The following is a 15760-nucleotide window of genomic DNA, read 5'->3' as shown; positions in this document are numbered from 1 at the left end:
TAGATAGTTGGAGATCAAAGCATAGCATGATGTATATACACGTATTATTTGCTTGTGGTGGGTTTGAAGGTCTATCATGGATGATAATACTGAAAAATAATAGCAGAAGGTGAAGACATGATTAAGTGCATAGCAACTGATATGGATGGAACATTATTGACGGCAACCCAGGAGATTACGCCTGAAAACCGCGAAGCGATTTTAAAAGCGAAGGAGCAGGGGGTCGAAGTAGTTGTCGCGACCGGGCGCTCTTACCAGGAGGCAAGATTCGTGGTGGAGGAAGCAGGACTTAAGCTGCCGATGATCTGTGTGAATGGTGCCGAGGTCCGTTCGGAAGCAGGCGAGGTTGTTGCCTCGAATCCACTGGAAAAGGCAAAGGCCCGTCAGGCTGCACTGCGTCTTGTGGAAAACGGTGTCTATTTCGAGGTGTATACAAACAAAGGAACATTCACGGAAGATGAAGATAAAGCGGTCTCGATCATCGCCGATATTTTTTCAACAGCCAATCCAGAAGTGCCAATCGAACAGATTGCCGCTGCGGCTGAGGAAAGGATGCATAAAGGACTAATTACAAAGATTGATCAATATGACCAGTTATTCGAGGATGACCAATACGAAATATACAAACTTCTGGCTTTTTCTCTCGATGATGCCAAGCTTGGTGCTGCCAGGTCTGGTTTGAAGGAAATTGCCGGATTAGCAGTAAGTTCATCCGGACGGGAGAATATCGAAATCACAAGCCTTGACGCCCAAAAAGGCATCGCTCTTGAAAAATTCGTTCAATCAAGAGGGATAAGCCTCGAAGAAACGATGGCCCTCGGAGATAATTTCAATGATGTGTCGATGCTTGAAAAAGTCGGGAAACCGGTCGCAATGGGCAATGCAGCTGAAGAAATAAAAGTCATATGCGGCGAAGTGACATTGACGAATGAAGAGAGCGGTGTAGGAAAGGCGATTATGAAGGTGTTGGAAGACTGATTTAAGAAAGGACTGGTGTCATGAAAAGAATTTTGTATGTGCTGCTGGCGATGCTGATGGTTTTATCAGGATGTACAGGCAGTGATGAAGAAACAAAGCCTGCCGGTGAAGCGAATGATAATCAAGCGGACGAGGAAGCTGTGGCCCAGGTTGGCGAGCTTGAGGTTGTGGCGGAAAATTTGCAAGTGCCGTGGTCGATCAATAAAAGCGGGGAAAGCTTTTACCTCAGTGAGCGTCCTGGTTCGATTGTAAAAGTGTCTGGTGAAAACATGACGCGACAAAATGTTTCATTGAAAAAGGACTTATCACAAGCCTCTGAAGCCGGTTTGCTTGGATTTGTCCTGGCACCAGGTTTCGAGCAATCGCAGAAGGCATTTGCATACTACACATACAAGAATGGCACCGGCCAGTTCAATCGGATTGTCGAGCTAACTTTGAAAAATGATGAATGGACGGAAGGGAAGTTGTTGCTCGATAACATCCCGAGCGGACGCTTCCATCATGGCGGCAGGCTGAAAATCGGTCCGGACGGAAAATTATATGCCACTGCAGGGGACGCGGCAACAAACCCGGAAATCGCTCAGGATTTAACCTCGCTCGGCGGAAAAATTCTGCGGATGAACCTTGATGGGTCTGTTCCCGAGGATAACCCGTTCAAAAATTCATACGTATACAGCTACGGCCACCGCAATCCTCAGGGAATCGCCTGGTCGGAGGATGGAACGATGTATTCCAGCGAGCACGGGCCTTCCGCTCATGATGAAATCAATCGGATTGAAGCGGGTAAAAACTACGGCTGGCCGGAGATTACAGGCGATGATACAAAGCAGGGCATGGAAACACCCATTTTCCAGTCTGGCAGCGATACATGGGCACCATCTGGCATGGCAGCGCATGATGGCAAGCTATATGTCGCAACGTTAAGGGGCAATGCACTCCGTGAATTCGATCCAGCTGCAAAAACGACGAAAGAGGTCGTTACCGGAGTCGGCCGGATCAGGGACGTAATGGCGGATGGGGAGTATCTGTATTTTATCAGCAATAATACAGACGGCCGCGGCACCCCAAGTGAGGGCGATGACAAACTATATCGCGTTAAACTTGAAGAATTGCGTTAAAATTGTACAGAAGAAGCACTTAAAACGGTGCTTCTTTTCTTTTTTGGGGAGAAAGGAGAGTTTTAACTTCCTATTATAAAGGCGCTAATCATTTTATTGGCGAAAATCGAGTTTTATTGGCGAAGTTCACAACTTTATTGGCGAAAATCAAAATTTATTGGCGAACTGGTAATTTTCCGTGATTTTTTCCAATTAAATAAACCGGGCACCCACACCCGGTTCAATTCTTACTGTTTGGTCCTGCCAATCCATGCATGATGAACTGGATTGTCCGTTCTGTTTCTGCTTCATCGTCCCAGTCTGCTTCGGGCAGAATCATATAGCGTGCAATCAAATAGCCGAAGATAGAGGAAAACGTCATCCTGAATACACTGTAGGCTGGAATATCAATAATTTGGCCTTTAGCCTGATAATGCTCAACAAGCCTTTCGAATTGGGCATATACTTTAAGGGCGATATGTTCCTTGAATAATTCCTTCAATTCAGGGTGGAACGGAATTTCCTGCACCAGAATTTTAACGGTAGCAAGGTTTTTGACAAGGAAATCACGGCGATTCATAAGCATTGCTGTAAGGAAGTCTTCAAAATGCTCATAATCCTGATGAAGGATCTTTTTTAAATCTTTTATGATAAAAGGAGCCACGAACTTTGCCATTACTGGTGAAACAATCGCCAGCAGCAAATCCTTTTTCGTTTTATAATGCCTGAAGATCGTTCCTTCCGCTACGCCTGCCTTTTTGGCGATTTCGCTGGTTGATGTAGCTGAAAATCCTTTTTCGGCGAAGGATTCAATCGCAGAGACAATAATCTTCTTCTGCTTATCTGTCAGCTCTTCTCCGTCCATCAACTCATCTATTGTTAAGTCTGGATCTGTCATTGTTTACTCCTTTCGCCGGTGTTTAGACTGCGCGGTGCTTTCTCAGCGCTAAAATATTCAGGAACATGAACAGAGCAGAGAACCCGGCAAGCATCAGCATATTCCCGTAAATAGCATCCCATCCGTATCCTCTCACCATAATATCACGCAATGCATCAGCAGCATAATAGAGCGGTGTGATCGGTCCAAGCCAGCTCAGCCAATCGGAAATCGTCTCAAGATTGATCAGGCCGGAGAAGAAAAACTGCGGCACGATGATGATCGGGATGAACTGAATCATCTGGAACTCGTTGTTCGCGAACGCCGACAGCAGTGTCCCGAGTGTCAGGGCCGTCATGGAAAGCATCAGCGTAATCAGCAGTACATAGATGAACGAACCTTCCATCAGCATTCCGAGAATATAGATCGCATACCAGGCGATCAAGGTAGCCTGCAGCAAGGTGAACAGCCCAAATCCAAGAATATAGCCGACAACAATCTCCCATTTCCTCAATGGACTCGACAGCAATTTTTCAAGGGTGCCGCTCGTTCTCTCCCGCAAAAATGAAATCCCGGAAATGATGAATACAAAGAAGAAGGCGAAGAATCCAAGCAAGACAGGCCCAAAATAATCAAATTGTCCCATATCCTCCGATCCGTGCAGGTATTCAGCGTTCAATTCAGGATTGCCTTGTGAAGGCATTAGCTGCTTGGCAGCCTGTTGGAACCACTTCATAAAAGCACCGTTACCGGATGGGTCGCTTCCTTCAAGCACAATTTTATCCACCATTGGACCTTCAAATACAACATATCCGTCAAGAGTATGGTCGAGGGCGGCTTCTTTCGCAATTTTTTCAGAGTCATATTCTGTCATTTTGACATCTTTTAAATTCAGTTTGTTAATGATTGTATCAGGGGCATTGACCAAACCGACCTTGGGAATATAGTTTTCGCCATTAAAGACAAGGTGGAGCATCGTCAAGATCAAGAGAGGAGCAACGAGCATCATCGCAAGCGTCCTTTTATCCCTCAGAAATTGCCGGATAATCCTGGTTGCCAGAGCTCTAATTCGCATGTTGGACACCTCCGTATGCTAAAAATGCTTCCTCGACGCTGGCTGAACCGGTCTTTTCCTTCAACTCGGCAGGAGTGCCGACTGCAATCAGTTTTCCGTCGCGGATCAGCCCCAGCCTGTCGCACTTTTCTGCTTCATCCATGACATGTGTTGTGACAATCAGCGTTTTGCCGCTGTTTTTCAAATCATAAAATCCTGACCAAATACTTTGACGGAGAACAGGGTCGATCCCAACGGTCGGCTCATCGAGGATCAGCAGCTCAGGCTCGTGCAGCAATGCCGCAGCAAGGGAGAGGCGCCGCTTCATGCCGCCAGAGTAATTGGTTACCAGTTTGTTAAGATGGTCGGACAAGTCCACCAGCTCCATCACTTCCAGAATTCGCTTTTTTCGCTGCGCACCCTTCAGGCCGAACAATGAAGCGAAGAATTCAAGGTTTTCCTTGGCGGATAATTCGGTATAAAGCGCGTCGGATTGAGCCATATAGCCAATTCTTTCAATCAGCTGCAATGATGGCATTTTTTCACCGAAAAGATAGTTTTCGCCTTCTGTCGGTGTTTCCAGTCCGACGAGCTGCCTGACAAGAGTGGTTTTTCCAGCACCTGAGGGACCCAGCAGTCCAAAGATTTCCCCGCTTTCAATCTCGAGATTGAGATCTTTTAAGACTTCATGAGTACCGTAACGTTTACTTACGTTTTTTATCGAAACAATCATTTGAGTTCACCTTCCTTTTTAGAAGTGAGTAATCACTCACTAAGAGCATAATGCATTCACATAAATTTGTATAGTGAGTAATCACTCACAAATTCACTTATAATCCGACAATTTTAATTGAAGCCAGGGTAATATGCTATTATAGGAAGTGACTGAAAATTTTAAAAAATGGGGAAGTGGTTGCTTGTTCCTGAAAAAGAAGAGATGGGTATTGATTCTTGCTCCGGTCTTGTTAATCGCTGGCCTTTACTTCTATGATGTGAACCTTGATGTGTATACCAGCAAAACAAGCGGGGTCCTGATCTTTAAGGACCAGGAATTCCATACCGGCTATGAAACGTATCAGAAATTTTATCATAATGGGGAACGGAATTTCGAAATCGACAGGTTGATCGGCAAGACAAACAACAGTAAATTCCTTGGATTCAAGGAATCAGTGTGGAAAATCAAAGGAGAGCCAGCCGAGGAAGTGGTGTTCGTGAAAGGCCTGATGATTGAAGGAGTATATGAAAGAAAATGAAAAATCCACCTGCAACAGGTGGATTAAAATTTATAGGTCCAAAAGCGTTCATTATTGAGCCACGCCATCGTTTGTGGATCTTTCTCTTTCAGCTTTTCCGCCATATTCTCAAGCATCAGCTCGGTTTGCGAGCGGTGGGCACGAATAGCATCCAGCTTGATATCGGCAACGGCGCTGATATTATGGACGATATCCGGTTCACCGAGCTCTTCAACACAGTTGCGCGAGAACGCTACGCAATGCAGTTTTGGCCGGTCTGCTTCAGGGATTTTCTCTACTGCGCGCACCACTGCTGCACCTGTTGCCTCGTGGTCCGGGTGTACGGAATAGCCAGGGTAGAATGTGATGACGAGTGAAGGGTTCAATTCAGCAATCAGTGAGGACATAAGGTTTGTCAGCATATTTTCATCCTCGAACTCAACCGTTTTGTCACGGAATCCAAGCTTCCGCAAATCGTTGATGCCCATAGCCCGTGCTGCGTTGTCTAATTCTTGCTCACGGATCGCAGGAAGGGTTTCCCTGTTTGCGAATGGCGGATTTCCCATATTTCGTCCCATCTGTCCAAGTGTCAAACACGCATATGTAACAGGTGTACCCATATTGACATGGGATGCGATTGTTCCTGAAACACCAAATGCCTCATCATCAGGATGAGGGAACACGACAAGTACCTGCCTTTCTTTTTCCATCGTAAGATCTCTCCTTTCTGTACGCTATTTATTCGAACGGCGTTTCGCTTATTTCAAGGGCGACGGCTAACTTCCCATTAAAATCATGGCCTGCAAGCAGCAGCCTGCCTTTATCATCAATTTCAAAATGGGTGATTCCTTCTGCGTAAACCCAGCCGAAGGGTATCTTTAAACCAGCCCGATATGGACCTTCGCCAGCAATCTTCGCGCGTTCATAAGTGACCTTCGCATTTCGAATATATGCGCCTGATGAAAAGAACGACTCATCGTTATGGGATGCGTATGCCCCATTTGTTGTTTCCAAATGAATATAGACTTCTTTGTCTTTAAAACGGTCCAATGCTTCCTGGACATCTGACAAAATCACCGGATCCATCCTTGTTCCTCCTTCCCGGATTTCGATGTTTTCAATTTATAATAGCCGAAGGGACAGCCTTCTATGTGAAAAATGAATGATTCGCCTTTCGGTCTATCGACAAGTTTTCGCGGCTTCGTCCTTCTGCTTTTGATTGCATCAATCTTTTTAAAATCGATTATATCTATATTACTAAAAAATCTTTCTTAAAGCGAAATGTACGCTCGGAGGTTTTACAGTAAGTGTTTAATCAGGAAAGTAAATGGAAATAGTGAAGGGAAAAGGAGGGAGCATATGGAGCACTCAAAAGCATTGCTGATTAAAGCCATCATGACATTTGCCATCCTGCTTCTGTTTTTGGGCAGTTATGCAGGGTTAGGAGACATCCTGATCATCACCCTTGTCCTTGGAGCTATATCCTACCTGGCTGGTGATTTGTTTATTCTTCCAAAAACAAGCAATCTGACAGCTTCACTTGCAGATTTTGCATTGTCGTTTCTCGTAATATGGGGACTGGGGCTGTTGTTGTTTGAACAGACTAATGGCTTGATTGGAGCGTCACTTTTTGCAGCTGCCCTGATCGCCTCTGGTGAATGGTTCTTCCATAGTTATGTCGCAGATCGGGTTCTTCATATCAACCGGAAAATATAATAGAAAAAATAGGCTGGATAATAGCTGTTAGACTCTTGGAGGTCGCTGTATAGTGGGCAGGAGAAGAGTCTATTGGACAAAAAGATGACGATTGCTGGTGTCCATTAGAAGAGCTCTAACGGACAAAAAGATGACGAATTCCCTGAAAAATGTCCGTAAGAGGGGCTCTAATGGACAAAAATAAAGAGAAATCCCAGAAAAGTGTCCATGAGAAGGGCCCTAATGGACAAAAACATGAGGAATTCCTGAAAAAGTGTCCGTAAGAAGGGCTCTAATGGACAAAAACAAGAGAAATTCCTGAAGAAGTGTCCATGAGAGGGGCTCTAATGGACAAAAATATAGAAGAATCCCAGAAAAGTGTCCATAAAAAGGGCTCTACCAGGCAAAAAGGCTTTTAAAATATCATTAGAAACAGAAATAGGGATAGAAAAAAGGATGGCGGCTGCCATCCTTTTTATTATGGTTTATTCTCCGCGGTTGCCGTCTGCGTATTTGTTGTAAGCAAGATGCGCGGTTGGTCCTACATATTCGTTCAGTCTGAAGCCATGCTTGATTGCTTCTGTGATGAATTTTTTTGCGACTTCCAGTGCTTCAGGGACTGTTTTGCCTTTTGCCAGCTGAGCTGTGATCGCTGACGCGAATGTGCAGCCTGCGCCATGCGTGAAGCTTGTTTCAACTTTTTCTGATTCGAATAGAGTGAAGTCTTTTCCATCATATAGAAGGTCGACTGCTTTTTCATGGTTCAGTTTGTTTCCGCCCTTGATCATGACGTTCTTCGCGCCAAGGTCATGGATTTTAGCAGCTGCTTCTTTCATGTCATCAATTGTGCGGATTGGTCCTGTCTGTGCCAGCTGCCATGCTTCGAAAAGGTTAGGCGTAACAACAGTCGCTCTTGGAAGAAGCAATTCCCTCATAGCATCTGTGTTTTCAGGCATCAAAACCTCATCTTCTCCCTTGCAGACCATGACAGGGTCGATGACAACTCTGTCCAAGTTATATTCATCGATTTTACGGGCAGAAAGCTCGATGATCTCAACCGTTCCCAGCATTCCTGTCTTCATGGCGTCAATTCCGACGGAAAGGATTGTTTCCAGCTGTTTTTCGACCAGCTCCACTGGCTGAGGGAAGACTTCATGATGCCAGTGATTCTTTGGGTCCATTGTCACGACCGTTGTTAGAGCGGTCATTCCGTAAACGCCAAGTTCCTGGAACGTTTTTAGGTCAGCCTGGATGCCGGCGCCGCCGCTTGTATCGGATCCTGCGATTGTTAACACCTTTTTCAAACTCATGTGAACTACCTCCATTTATAGAATGGCGGCTGCCTGAATGGACAGGCCTGTCGCCTTCAACACTTTCTTATAATTATACCAATTCTGTAAGAATAGACAAAGAATTGGTTTTTGAGAAAGGTGTATTAGGTAAAAATTAACTTTTGACAATTCTGTGGCATTAGTGCGTTGACGTGATGAAAGTTACTGAGCGGAAAAATAATTTGATATAGCATGGGAAATGTGTAATTTGGCTCAGAACAAATTTTTCGTAAAACGAAAATATAGATTTAAGCATTTGTTAAAGAAATAGACAATTTTCATCTATATTATTGTAACAATTGAAACGGTTACAACCATTCGTTTTCCCGTACATTTAAGGCATAGGGGTATTATTCCTTTTTGCATAGTGAAATGTTTTTTAATGTATGGCACAGCAACCTTGTAATTGATTCAGAAAGGCCGTTTTCAAGGATTTCAAAGCATTTAATGTTACTGAGTGAATTATAGAGATTGCCAGTTTGCGAGATTGATCACAGTCTTTCAATTCCAATGAACTGGGAGATATCGATTGCTGAACCGGACCCAGAGATGACCGAACAGATAAGGGGTGAAGAACATGACAAAGAAAGGCTGTCCTGAAGAATATCCAATCAGCCTGAAGCTGAATGGATATGAAATTGCGGTTTTCCAGCTGACCAATCAGGATCTCGAAGATTGGGTATACGGCTACCTTTTCTCAGAAGGGTTGATCGATGGCCCGGAGGATGTCGTCAGTGTTGATTTTAGTGAAAAGACTGGCACATTGAATGTGTCGTTATGCAATTCCTTCGATCCTGAACAGATGTTTTCGAAAAAGAAGCACTATACAGCGGGCTGCGGCCGGGGAGTGACCTTCTTTTCAATGACGGATGTCAAAAAGTTCAATAAAGTGAATTCCGATGAAACCTATTCGTTGACCTATTTATTGAAAAAACGGGCGGAATTCGCGCAAAATTCGCCATTGTACCTGGAAACAGGCGGCATGCATGGCGCATGTATCATCCTGGAGGATGGCAGTATCAAGGTCCGGGAAGACATCGGCAGGCATAATGCTGTCGATAAGATTATCGGACACGCAATTCGAAAGCGTTTGCAGCCCGACCGGCTCGTCCTGCTGACGACCGGCAGGGTTTCATATGAAATGCTCTCAAAAGCAGCAAAATTTGGCTTTGCCGTCATCGGTTCCCGTACAGCTGCCACCAAGCAGGCGGTACAGCTGGCAAGATTCCTCAATATTGAGGTTGTCGGCTACCTTCGCGGGAAAATGGCGACGATTTATACATCGGCCGGGAGGATCAACAATGATTTAACCCCGCCCGCTGCTGCGGATGACCTGCTTGAAAGGGGGGAAGCCCAGCAAGTATTGAATTAACACCAACTGTGGGATTACGGATGTTCAAGCAACTATTGGGAAGGAGAGAGAGAGATGGTTGAAATCAACCTGAATCGCAGGCAGTTTTTGAAGCTGTCAGGAGCCACTGCGGCAACCCTGGCGATTGTTGAACTTGGCTTCAACGAAAAAGAAGTCCATGCGAAAACAAAAGAATTCAAGATTGCCAAAGCTACTGTTACACCAACCATTTGTCCATACTGCGCTGTGGGCTGCGGGATTTTAGTCCATACGAAAAACAATGATGTGGTATATACGGAAGGGGATCCGGATCATCCCATCAACGAAGGAAGCCTGTGCAGTAAAGGGACAACGATCAGACAATTATTCACCTCAGAAAAACGCGTCCTGAAGCCTCGTTACCGGGCTCCTGGAAGCGATAAGTGGGAAGAAAAAGATTGGGGATGGATGCTTGATACCATTGCCAAGCGCGTGAAGGAAACACGTGACAAGACATTCGTTGAAAAAACAAACGGAATTTTTGTCAATAAAACAGAAGCGATCGCAAGCCTAGGCGGCGCGGCACTTGATAATGAAGAAACTTATTTGCTCGCGAAAATGATGAGAGGGCTTGGTGTCACCTATTTAGAGCACCAGGCACGAATATGACACAGTTCAACGGTTGCCGGTCTGGCACCTTCATTTGGTCGTGGAGCAATGACAAATCACTGGAATGATCTGCAGCATACCGATTGTGCGCTGATCATTGGCGCGAACCCTGCTGAAAACCATCCAGTCAGCTTTAGATGGCTTTTAAAGGCAAGGGAAAACGGAGGGAAAATACTATCAGTCGATCCGCGTTTCACAAGAACGTCATCACAGGCTGACACTTATGCTCCGCTCCGTTCTGGAACCGATATTCCTTTTATCGGCGGTTTGATCAGTTATGCGATCGAAAATAACCTTTTCCACAAAGAGTATGTTGCTAAATATACAAATGCCTCCTTTATCGTCAAGGAAGGCTTCGAATTCGAGGACGGCTTGTTCAGCGGATATGATTCAAAAACCCGTTCATATGACAAGGCTAGCTGGTCTTTTGAAACACAAGAAGACGGGACCCCGGTCAAGGATGAAACACTACAGCATCCTCGCAGCGTGTTCCAGCTGATGAAAAAGCATTATTCCCGTTATGATGTTGACACTGTGTCAACAGTGACAGGAACACCTAAGGAAGACTACCTGAAGGTGGCTGACGCTTTCTGTTCAACAGGAAAGCCTGGAAAAGCAGGTACGATCCTTTATGCGATGGGTACAACCCAGCATACGGTCGGTACCCAGAACGTCCGCTCATATGCCATGCTGCAGCTGCTTCTTGGCAACATCGGTATGCCTGGCGGCGGAGTAAACGCGCTTCGCGGTGAATCAAACGTACAAGGCTCAACAGACTTCGGTCTTTTGTTCGGGGATCTTCCAGGATATCTGGGAGCGCCGAAAGAGCTTCCTGAACATGCAACTCTTAAGGCCTATCTTGAAAAAGAAACGCCTGCTGCTGGATATTGGAGCAATAAGCCAAAATTCGTCGTCAGCCTTCTCAAGGCATGGTATGGCCCTAACGCGACAAAGGACAATGAGTTCTGCTATCAATATCTTCCTAAAGGAAACAAGAATTACTCCCATATCGCCCTTTTCAATGCGATGTATAAAGGCGAATTGGATGGCGCATTCCTGTTTGGAACCAATCCTGTAGTCGGCGGCCCGAATGCAGGCAAGGAAAAAGAAGCACTCAGCAACCTTGACTGGCTGGTTGCAATTGACCTTTGGGAGACAGAAACTTCAGCATTCTGGCAAAAAGAAGCTGGCAGCGATCCATCAAAAATCAACACAGAGGTATTCCTGCTTCCGGCCGCATCCTCATACGAGAAAGAAGGAACGGTTTCGAACAGCGGACGCTGGATGCAGTACCGCTGGAAGGCAATTGAGCCTAAAGGCGAATCAAAGGCAGACATGGAAATCATCCATATGCTGATGCAAAGAATCAAAGGCATGTACAAAAATGAAAGCTCACCTGCTGCAAAAGCTATCAATGCACTGTACTGGAATTACGGTGAACATGATCATCCAGAATTCGATCTAGTCGCCCGTGAAATCAACGGTTATTACACTAAGACAGGCAAACAGGTCGAGAACTTCGGTTCGCTTGCTGATGACGGGTCCACATGCTCCGGAAACTGGATTTATTCAGGCTTCTATCCGGAAGAAGGCAACCTGTCCAAGCGCCGTGACAACAAGGATAATGGCATGGGCAACTTCCTGAACTGGTCTTATGCATGGCCTATGAACCGCCGGATTCTTTATAATCGCGCATCTGCAGATCCAGCCGGCAAGCCATGGAACAAGGATAAGGCAGTCATCTGGTGGGATGGCCTGGCTAAAAAATGGACTGGACATGATATTCCTGACTTCAAGGCAGTGGTCGCTCCTTCTGACAAGGGAGGCACGAATCCATTCATCATGCTGAAGGATGGCGTCGGCGGCATGTTTGCTCCAACGCTCAATGACGGACCGTTCCCAGAACACTATGAGCCGTTTGAAAGTCCGGTGCCGAATGCGTTCTCCAGCCAGGAATTCAACCCGACCATCAAGGTCTGGGATGGCGACTTCAACCTTAAAGGCACGAAGAAGCAGTACCCGATCGTGGCGACAACGTATCGTGTAAGTGAACACTGGCAATCAGGCTCGATGACAAGGAACCAGCAATGGCTGTCAGAATTGATGGGCCATATGTACATCGAGATGAGTGAAGAGCTAGCGAAGGAAAAAGGCATCAAGAACAAGGACGAGGTTATCGTGACATCAGCTCGCGGCGAGGTTAAAGCCTATGCGATGGTGACGAAACGCTTCAAGCCGCACACTGTAAACGGCAAGAAAGTCCACCAGATTGGCATGCCTTGGCACTTCGGATATAAAGGATATGCAACAGGGGATACAGCAAACCGCTTAACACCTCATATTGGGGACGCCAACACGATGATTCCTGAATATAAGGCATTCCTCTGCGACGTAAGGAGGGCTGACTAATGGCGAAGGCTGAATATGTAAAATTTGTTGACGTGACCAAGTGTGATGGCTGCCGCGCATGTATGGTCGCCTGCAAAAACTGGAATGACCTTCCGGCTGAGCCGGAAGCTTTCCAGGGCAGCGTCCAATCACATGCGAATGTAACGGCAAATACCTGGAACGTGCTGTCATTCATTGAACACGAAAACGGAAAAGGAAATCTTGAATACCTTTTCCGTCATTCATCCTGTTTCCATTGTACGGAAGCTGCCTGCGTTAAGGTGTGCCCGGAGGATGCCATGCACTACACAGAATTCGGCACGGTCGATGTGAACACGGATAAATGCGTTGGCTGCGGCTACTGTGTACAGAACTGCCCATTCGATGTCGTCCAGCTGGCAACATACAAAGACAAGAATGGCAAGGAATACAAGAAGGCCCAGAAATGCACGATGTGTGTTGACCGCCTTGAGGAAGGCATGCAGCCGGCTTGTGTCACTACCTGCCATACAGACGCAATGGAGTTCGGCACAAAAGATGAAATGCTCAAGAAAGCTGAAAAGCGCCTGAGCGAAATCAAGGGCCGTTTCCCTAACGCCATGATCTACAACCCAGAAGGAGTCGGCGGTACACATACGATTTATGTCCTAGCTGAAAAGCCTTCCGTTTACGGATTGCCTGAAAAGCCTAAGGTTCCAACTTCAGCGGTAGTCTGGAAGGATTACGCACAGCCAATCGGCAAAATGATGCTTGGAGCGACAAGCATGGCACTTGTTGGCGCATTCGTCAGCAATAAGCTGTTCAATAAAGAGGACAAAGGCCATGAAGAAGATGGAGGTGGCAGCCATGAGTAAAACGCAGTACTCAGGTGTGAAGGTCAAACGTTTTTCAAAAGGCTTTGTCTTAGCGCATGCTGTGAACGCCATTTCATTCTTCGCCCTGTATATCACGGCCTTGCCGATGTATACAGAATGGTTTGACTGGCTATACCCTGTGCTTGGCGGACCAGAAGGTGCCAGATTGCTCCATAGGATTTTCGCTGTCGCGTTCGTCACGCCGACTTTCATCTGGATGATCATGGATCCAAAAGGCCTGCTTCGCTGGGGCAAGGAACTCGTTACCTGGAAAAAGAGGGATATCCAGTTTTTCACGGAGTTCGTTAAAGAACTGTTCGGCTTTAAGTTCAAGCATGTAAAACAGACATTCTTCAACGCGGGTGAAAAAATCAACTCGATCATCCAGATCTTCACAGCAATTTTGATCATCGGTTCGGGATTCCCGATGTGGTTCCCGGCCTTGTTCCCGAAAGCAATGGTTCAGTGGGCATATGTCGCCCATAACGTTGGCTTCGGTCTTGCGATCGCAGTCGTGGTCGGCCACATCTATCTGAGTGTCATCCACAAAAATTCACGTCCAGGATATACGGGCGTCATTACAGGTGAGGTTCCGGCAGAGTGGGCAAAAGACCACTATACAGAATGGTATGAAGAAGAAGTCAAGAAAGGCAACTTCCCTGATCTTGACAAAGGCAAGAACAAGAAAAAAGGCGCTTAAAACCTTTGACAGAGGGAATGGGTTCACCAAATGGGCCCATTCCCTCAAAATTTAAATCGTCGCCGCTTAATAAAATCTGATGAAAAGAGGCTACAGCAATGAAAAAGTCCGTTGTCTCAAAAGAGTACCAGAAACTGCAGAAAGATATTATCACGTTGCAGGAACAATGGAAAACATCACTCAACCCTGACCGTATCGAGCCTAAGCTTGACAAAGCGGCCATGGAAACAGGGGTGCCTGTCGCTGCATTGACGGCCATTGATTTTGATATTCCCCTATTCTTACAGTGGATAGAGGATATAGGTGAACTTTTAGCGAAGTATCAACCAGAGCTCGAAAAAACAATGGAATCAATCAAGAGACTATTAGATGAAGAGACAGCAACACGCTGGATTGATGAGGCTTTTGCTTTTAACCATATTTATTTTGCCAGCTTTGCAGAAGAGCAGGGTGTCGATGCGTGGATTCCCCAATTTATCGCCGAAACCGTGCTGCGTCCCTATTTGCAGCTGACCGCTGAAAAAGTCCAGGATGAAATCCAATATGCTGTTCACGGCGCCGGATGTCCTGTCTGCGGTGAACCAGTCCGCCTTGCTCAGCTGGAAGACGGAGGAAAAAAGGTATTGCATTGCCCTCGCTGTCTGGCCCACTGGCATGATAAACGCATTACATGCTCGCATTGTGGCAATGAAGATCATGAAACAGTCCAGTTCCTGACCATCGAGGGTGAGTCCGCTGCCCAGATCCAGGTTTGTGAGGAATGCAAGGGCTACACGAAAGTAATCGATACAAGACAATATATTGTGAAGCCGACACCGGCAATGCTAGACTTGAATACAATCCACCTCGATTTTGTTGCACAGGAAAATGGCTACAAAGCCGCTGGGGAAACCAAACAGACAAATTAAAAGAAGGTGCTGTGGGATGAAAGCCGGAGCGATTATTTTAGCAGGCGGCAAATCTAGCAGGATGGGAACGAATAAAGCTCTCCTGAAATTTCACGAAAAAACGAATATTGAGAGAATTAAGGATGAGTTACAGCACGTTTTTGATGATATAATTCTAGTAACAAATGATCCTGAAACCTATCAATTTTTAAATATCAAAAGTGTGACAGACCAATATCCGGGTTCTGGACCGCTGGCGGGAATACATGCGGGGCTCGAGGCATCAGATTACGAAGAGAATTTCATCGTTGCCTGTGATATGCCATTTGTATCCGCAGAGCTTGCCGAGAACCTTGTGAAAGCCCTCAAGCACCACGATGCAGTCGTGCCCGTCAGTGATGGCCGGAAGCATCCGCTTTTTGCGGCGTACCAAAAACGCGTGGCCCGCGAAGCGGTGAAATGCATTGAGGACGGAACGTTGAGGATCAGGCATATGCTTGAAAAACTGAATGTCCGATACCTCGATGAGTCAGATTTGCAACTCTATTGCGGAAACAATCTTGAACGCGTCTTTTTCAATATGAACCATCCCGAAGAATATGAAAATGCGAAGAAGTGGACGGAATCCGGGGAATAGTTTTCAGGTGCCAGAAAGGAAGATAGGCAGC

Annotated in this window: 16 protein-coding genes and 1 pseudogene; 11 read left to right on the top strand and 6 right to left on the bottom strand. The window is 46.1% G+C overall.

Annotation, left to right across the window (positions count from 1 at the left end):
* Positions 1-117 precede the first annotated feature (117 nt).
* Together QNH36_RS23415 and QNH36_RS23410 are read left to right on the top strand one after the other, a co-directional pair.
* Positions 118-978, top strand: coding sequence for a Cof-type HAD-IIB family hydrolase (locus QNH36_RS23415; RefSeq protein ID WP_283904384.1), 861 nt, complete (start codon positions 118-120; stop codon positions 976-978).
* A gap of 20 nt (positions 979-998) precedes the next feature.
* Complete coding sequence (locus QNH36_RS23410; protein ID WP_283904383.1) at positions 999-2096, top strand: PQQ-dependent sugar dehydrogenase; 1098 nt, start codon at positions 999-1001, stop codon at positions 2094-2096.
* A gap of 220 nt (positions 2097-2316) precedes the next feature.
* On the opposite strand, the gene QNH36_RS23405 is transcribed toward QNH36_RS23410, so the two are convergent.
* Genes QNH36_RS23405 through QNH36_RS23395 form a run of 3 tightly spaced genes read right to left on the bottom strand, consistent with a single transcriptional unit; the run spans position 2317 to position 4739 of the window.
* Positions 2317-2973 carry a TetR/AcrR family transcriptional regulator gene (locus QNH36_RS23405; RefSeq protein ID WP_251542505.1) on the bottom strand — a complete coding sequence of 219 codons (657 nt, stop codon included), beginning with the start codon at positions 2971-2973 and terminating at the stop codon, positions 2317-2319.
* Between the two features lie 22 nt (positions 2974-2995).
* The gene (locus tag QNH36_RS23400) at positions 2996-4027 is read right to left on the bottom strand and encodes an ABC transporter permease (RefSeq protein WP_251542507.1); all 1032 of its coding nucleotides are present in this window, start codon (positions 4025-4027) and stop codon (positions 2996-2998) included.
* Complete coding sequence (locus QNH36_RS23395; protein ID WP_251542509.1) at positions 4017-4739, bottom strand: ABC transporter ATP-binding protein; 723 nt, start codon at positions 4737-4739, stop codon at positions 4017-4019. Before QNH36_RS23395 ends, QNH36_RS23400 begins: the two co-directional genes overlap by 11 nt.
* A gap of 184 nt (positions 4740-4923) precedes the next feature.
* On the opposite strand from QNH36_RS23395, the gene QNH36_RS23390 reads away from it, so the two are divergent.
* Positions 4924-5259 (top strand): hypothetical protein, encoded by a 336-nt coding sequence (locus QNH36_RS23390; protein ID WP_251542510.1) that lies wholly within the window; start codon positions 4924-4926, stop codon positions 5257-5259.
* A 23-nt stretch (positions 5260-5282) separates the two neighbouring features.
* Here QNH36_RS23390 and bshB2 read toward each other — a convergent pair whose 3' ends face one another.
* The gene (gene bshB2 / locus QNH36_RS23385) at positions 5283-5948 is read right to left on the bottom strand and encodes a bacillithiol biosynthesis deacetylase BshB2 (protein WP_144479265.1); all 666 of its coding nucleotides are present in this window, start codon (positions 5946-5948) and stop codon (positions 5283-5285) included.
* Positions 5949-5976: 28 nt separating this feature from the next.
* Entirely contained in the window at positions 5977-6324 is a 348-nt protein-coding gene (locus tag QNH36_RS23380; RefSeq protein ID WP_144479263.1) for a YojF family protein, read from the bottom strand.
* A gap of 273 nt (positions 6325-6597) precedes the next feature.
* On the opposite strand from QNH36_RS23380, the gene QNH36_RS23375 reads away from it, so the two are divergent.
* Positions 6598-6954 carry a DUF2512 family protein gene (locus QNH36_RS23375; RefSeq protein ID WP_283904382.1) on the top strand — a complete coding sequence of 119 codons (357 nt, stop codon included), beginning with the start codon at positions 6598-6600 and terminating at the stop codon, positions 6952-6954.
* Positions 6955-7418: 464 nt separating this feature from the next.
* Here QNH36_RS23375 and pdxK read toward each other — a convergent pair whose 3' ends face one another.
* Positions 7419-8243 carry a pyridoxine/pyridoxal/pyridoxamine kinase gene (gene pdxK / locus QNH36_RS23370; RefSeq protein ID WP_283904381.1) on the bottom strand — a complete coding sequence of 275 codons (825 nt, stop codon included), beginning with the start codon at positions 8241-8243 and terminating at the stop codon, positions 7419-7421.
* A gap of 598 nt (positions 8244-8841) precedes the next feature.
* Between pdxK and fdhD the strand changes: the two genes are divergently transcribed.
* The 7 genes and pseudogenes from fdhD to mobA all read left to right on the top strand — a co-directional run bounded on the left by fdhD (position 8842) and on the right by mobA (position 15729).
* The gene (fdhD, locus tag QNH36_RS23365) at positions 8842-9636 is read left to right on the top strand and encodes a formate dehydrogenase accessory sulfurtransferase FdhD (RefSeq protein WP_144479257.1); all 795 of its coding nucleotides are present in this window, start codon (positions 8842-8844) and stop codon (positions 9634-9636) included.
* A gap of 54 nt (positions 9637-9690) precedes the next feature.
* On the top strand, positions 9691-10263 hold the full coding sequence (locus tag QNH36_RS24020) for a twin-arginine translocation signal domain-containing protein (protein WP_214710332.1): 573 nt from the start codon (positions 9691-9693) through the stop codon (positions 10261-10263).
* A 12-nt stretch (positions 10264-10275) separates the two neighbouring features.
* Positions 10276-12672: pseudogene (fdnG, locus tag QNH36_RS23360) on the top strand (formate dehydrogenase-N subunit alpha); the annotation flags it as partial.
* The gene (locus QNH36_RS23355; protein WP_144479255.1) at positions 12672-13505 is read left to right on the top strand and encodes a 4Fe-4S dicluster domain-containing protein; all 834 of its coding nucleotides are present in this window, start codon (positions 12672-12674) and stop codon (positions 13503-13505) included. The pseudogene fdnG and the gene QNH36_RS23355, both read left to right, overlap by 1 nt.
* The gene (locus QNH36_RS23350) at positions 13498-14205 is read left to right on the top strand and encodes a formate dehydrogenase subunit gamma (RefSeq protein WP_144479253.1); all 708 of its coding nucleotides are present in this window, start codon (positions 13498-13500) and stop codon (positions 14203-14205) included. Before QNH36_RS23355 ends, QNH36_RS23350 begins: the two co-directional genes overlap by 8 nt.
* 98 nt (positions 14206-14303) lie before the next feature.
* Complete coding sequence (locus QNH36_RS23345; protein WP_144479251.1) at positions 14304-15113, top strand: formate dehydrogenase accessory protein FdhE; 810 nt, start codon at positions 14304-14306, stop codon at positions 15111-15113.
* Between the two features lie 16 nt (positions 15114-15129).
* On the top strand, positions 15130-15729 hold the full coding sequence (gene mobA, locus QNH36_RS23340; RefSeq protein WP_144479249.1) for a molybdenum cofactor guanylyltransferase: 600 nt from the start codon (positions 15130-15132) through the stop codon (positions 15727-15729).
* Positions 15730-15760: the final 31 nt, after the last annotated feature.

This window comes from Mesobacillus sp. AQ2, assembly GCF_030122805.1.
Classification (GTDB): domain Bacteria; phylum Bacillota; class Bacilli; order Bacillales; family Cytobacillaceae; genus Mesobacillus; species Mesobacillus oceanisediminis_A.
The sequence above is the reverse complement of the archived record's forward strand: the minus strand, read 5'-3'. Positions and strand labels throughout refer to the sequence as shown.

Excerpts from the sequence above, each read along its gene's own strand:
- QNH36_RS23380 (WP_144479263.1), bottom strand. The coding sequence starts at position 6,324 with ATGGATCCGGTGATTTTGTCAGATGTCCAGGAAGCATTGGACCGTTTT.
- QNH36_RS23405 (WP_251542505.1), bottom strand. The coding sequence starts at position 2,973 with ATGACAGATCCAGACTTAACAATAGATGAGTTGATGGACGGAGAAGAG.
- fdhD (WP_144479257.1), top strand. The coding sequence starts at position 8,842 with ATGACAAAGAAAGGCTGTCCTGAAGAATATCCAATCAGCCTGAAGCTG.
- QNH36_RS23415 (WP_283904384.1), top strand. The coding sequence starts at position 118 with ATGATTAAGTGCATAGCAACTGATATGGATGGAACATTATTGACGGCA.
- QNH36_RS23350 (WP_144479253.1), top strand. The coding sequence starts at position 13,498 with ATGAGTAAAACGCAGTACTCAGGTGTGAAGGTCAAACGTTTTTCAAAA.
- QNH36_RS23400 (WP_251542507.1), bottom strand. The coding sequence starts at position 4,027 with ATGCGAATTAGAGCTCTGGCAACCAGGATTATCCGGCAATTTCTGAGG.
- pdxK (WP_283904381.1), bottom strand. The coding sequence starts at position 8,243 with ATGAGTTTGAAAAAGGTGTTAACAATCGCAGGATCCGATACAAGCGGC.
- QNH36_RS23345 (WP_144479251.1), top strand. The coding sequence starts at position 14,304 with ATGAAAAAGTCCGTTGTCTCAAAAGAGTACCAGAAACTGCAGAAAGAT.
- QNH36_RS23395 (WP_251542509.1), bottom strand. The coding sequence starts at position 4,739 with ATGATTGTTTCGATAAAAAACGTAAGTAAACGTTACGGTACTCATGAA.
- bshB2 (WP_144479265.1), bottom strand. The coding sequence starts at position 5,948 with ATGGAAAAAGAAAGGCAGGTACTTGTCGTGTTCCCTCATCCTGATGAT.
- QNH36_RS24020 (WP_214710332.1), top strand. The coding sequence starts at position 9,691 with ATGGTTGAAATCAACCTGAATCGCAGGCAGTTTTTGAAGCTGTCAGGA.
- QNH36_RS23375 (WP_283904382.1), top strand. The coding sequence starts at position 6,598 with ATGGAGCACTCAAAAGCATTGCTGATTAAAGCCATCATGACATTTGCC.
- QNH36_RS23355 (WP_144479255.1), top strand. The coding sequence starts at position 12,672 with ATGGCGAAGGCTGAATATGTAAAATTTGTTGACGTGACCAAGTGTGAT.
- mobA (WP_144479249.1), top strand. The coding sequence starts at position 15,130 with ATGAAAGCCGGAGCGATTATTTTAGCAGGCGGCAAATCTAGCAGGATG.
- QNH36_RS23410 (WP_283904383.1), top strand. The coding sequence starts at position 999 with ATGAAAAGAATTTTGTATGTGCTGCTGGCGATGCTGATGGTTTTATCA.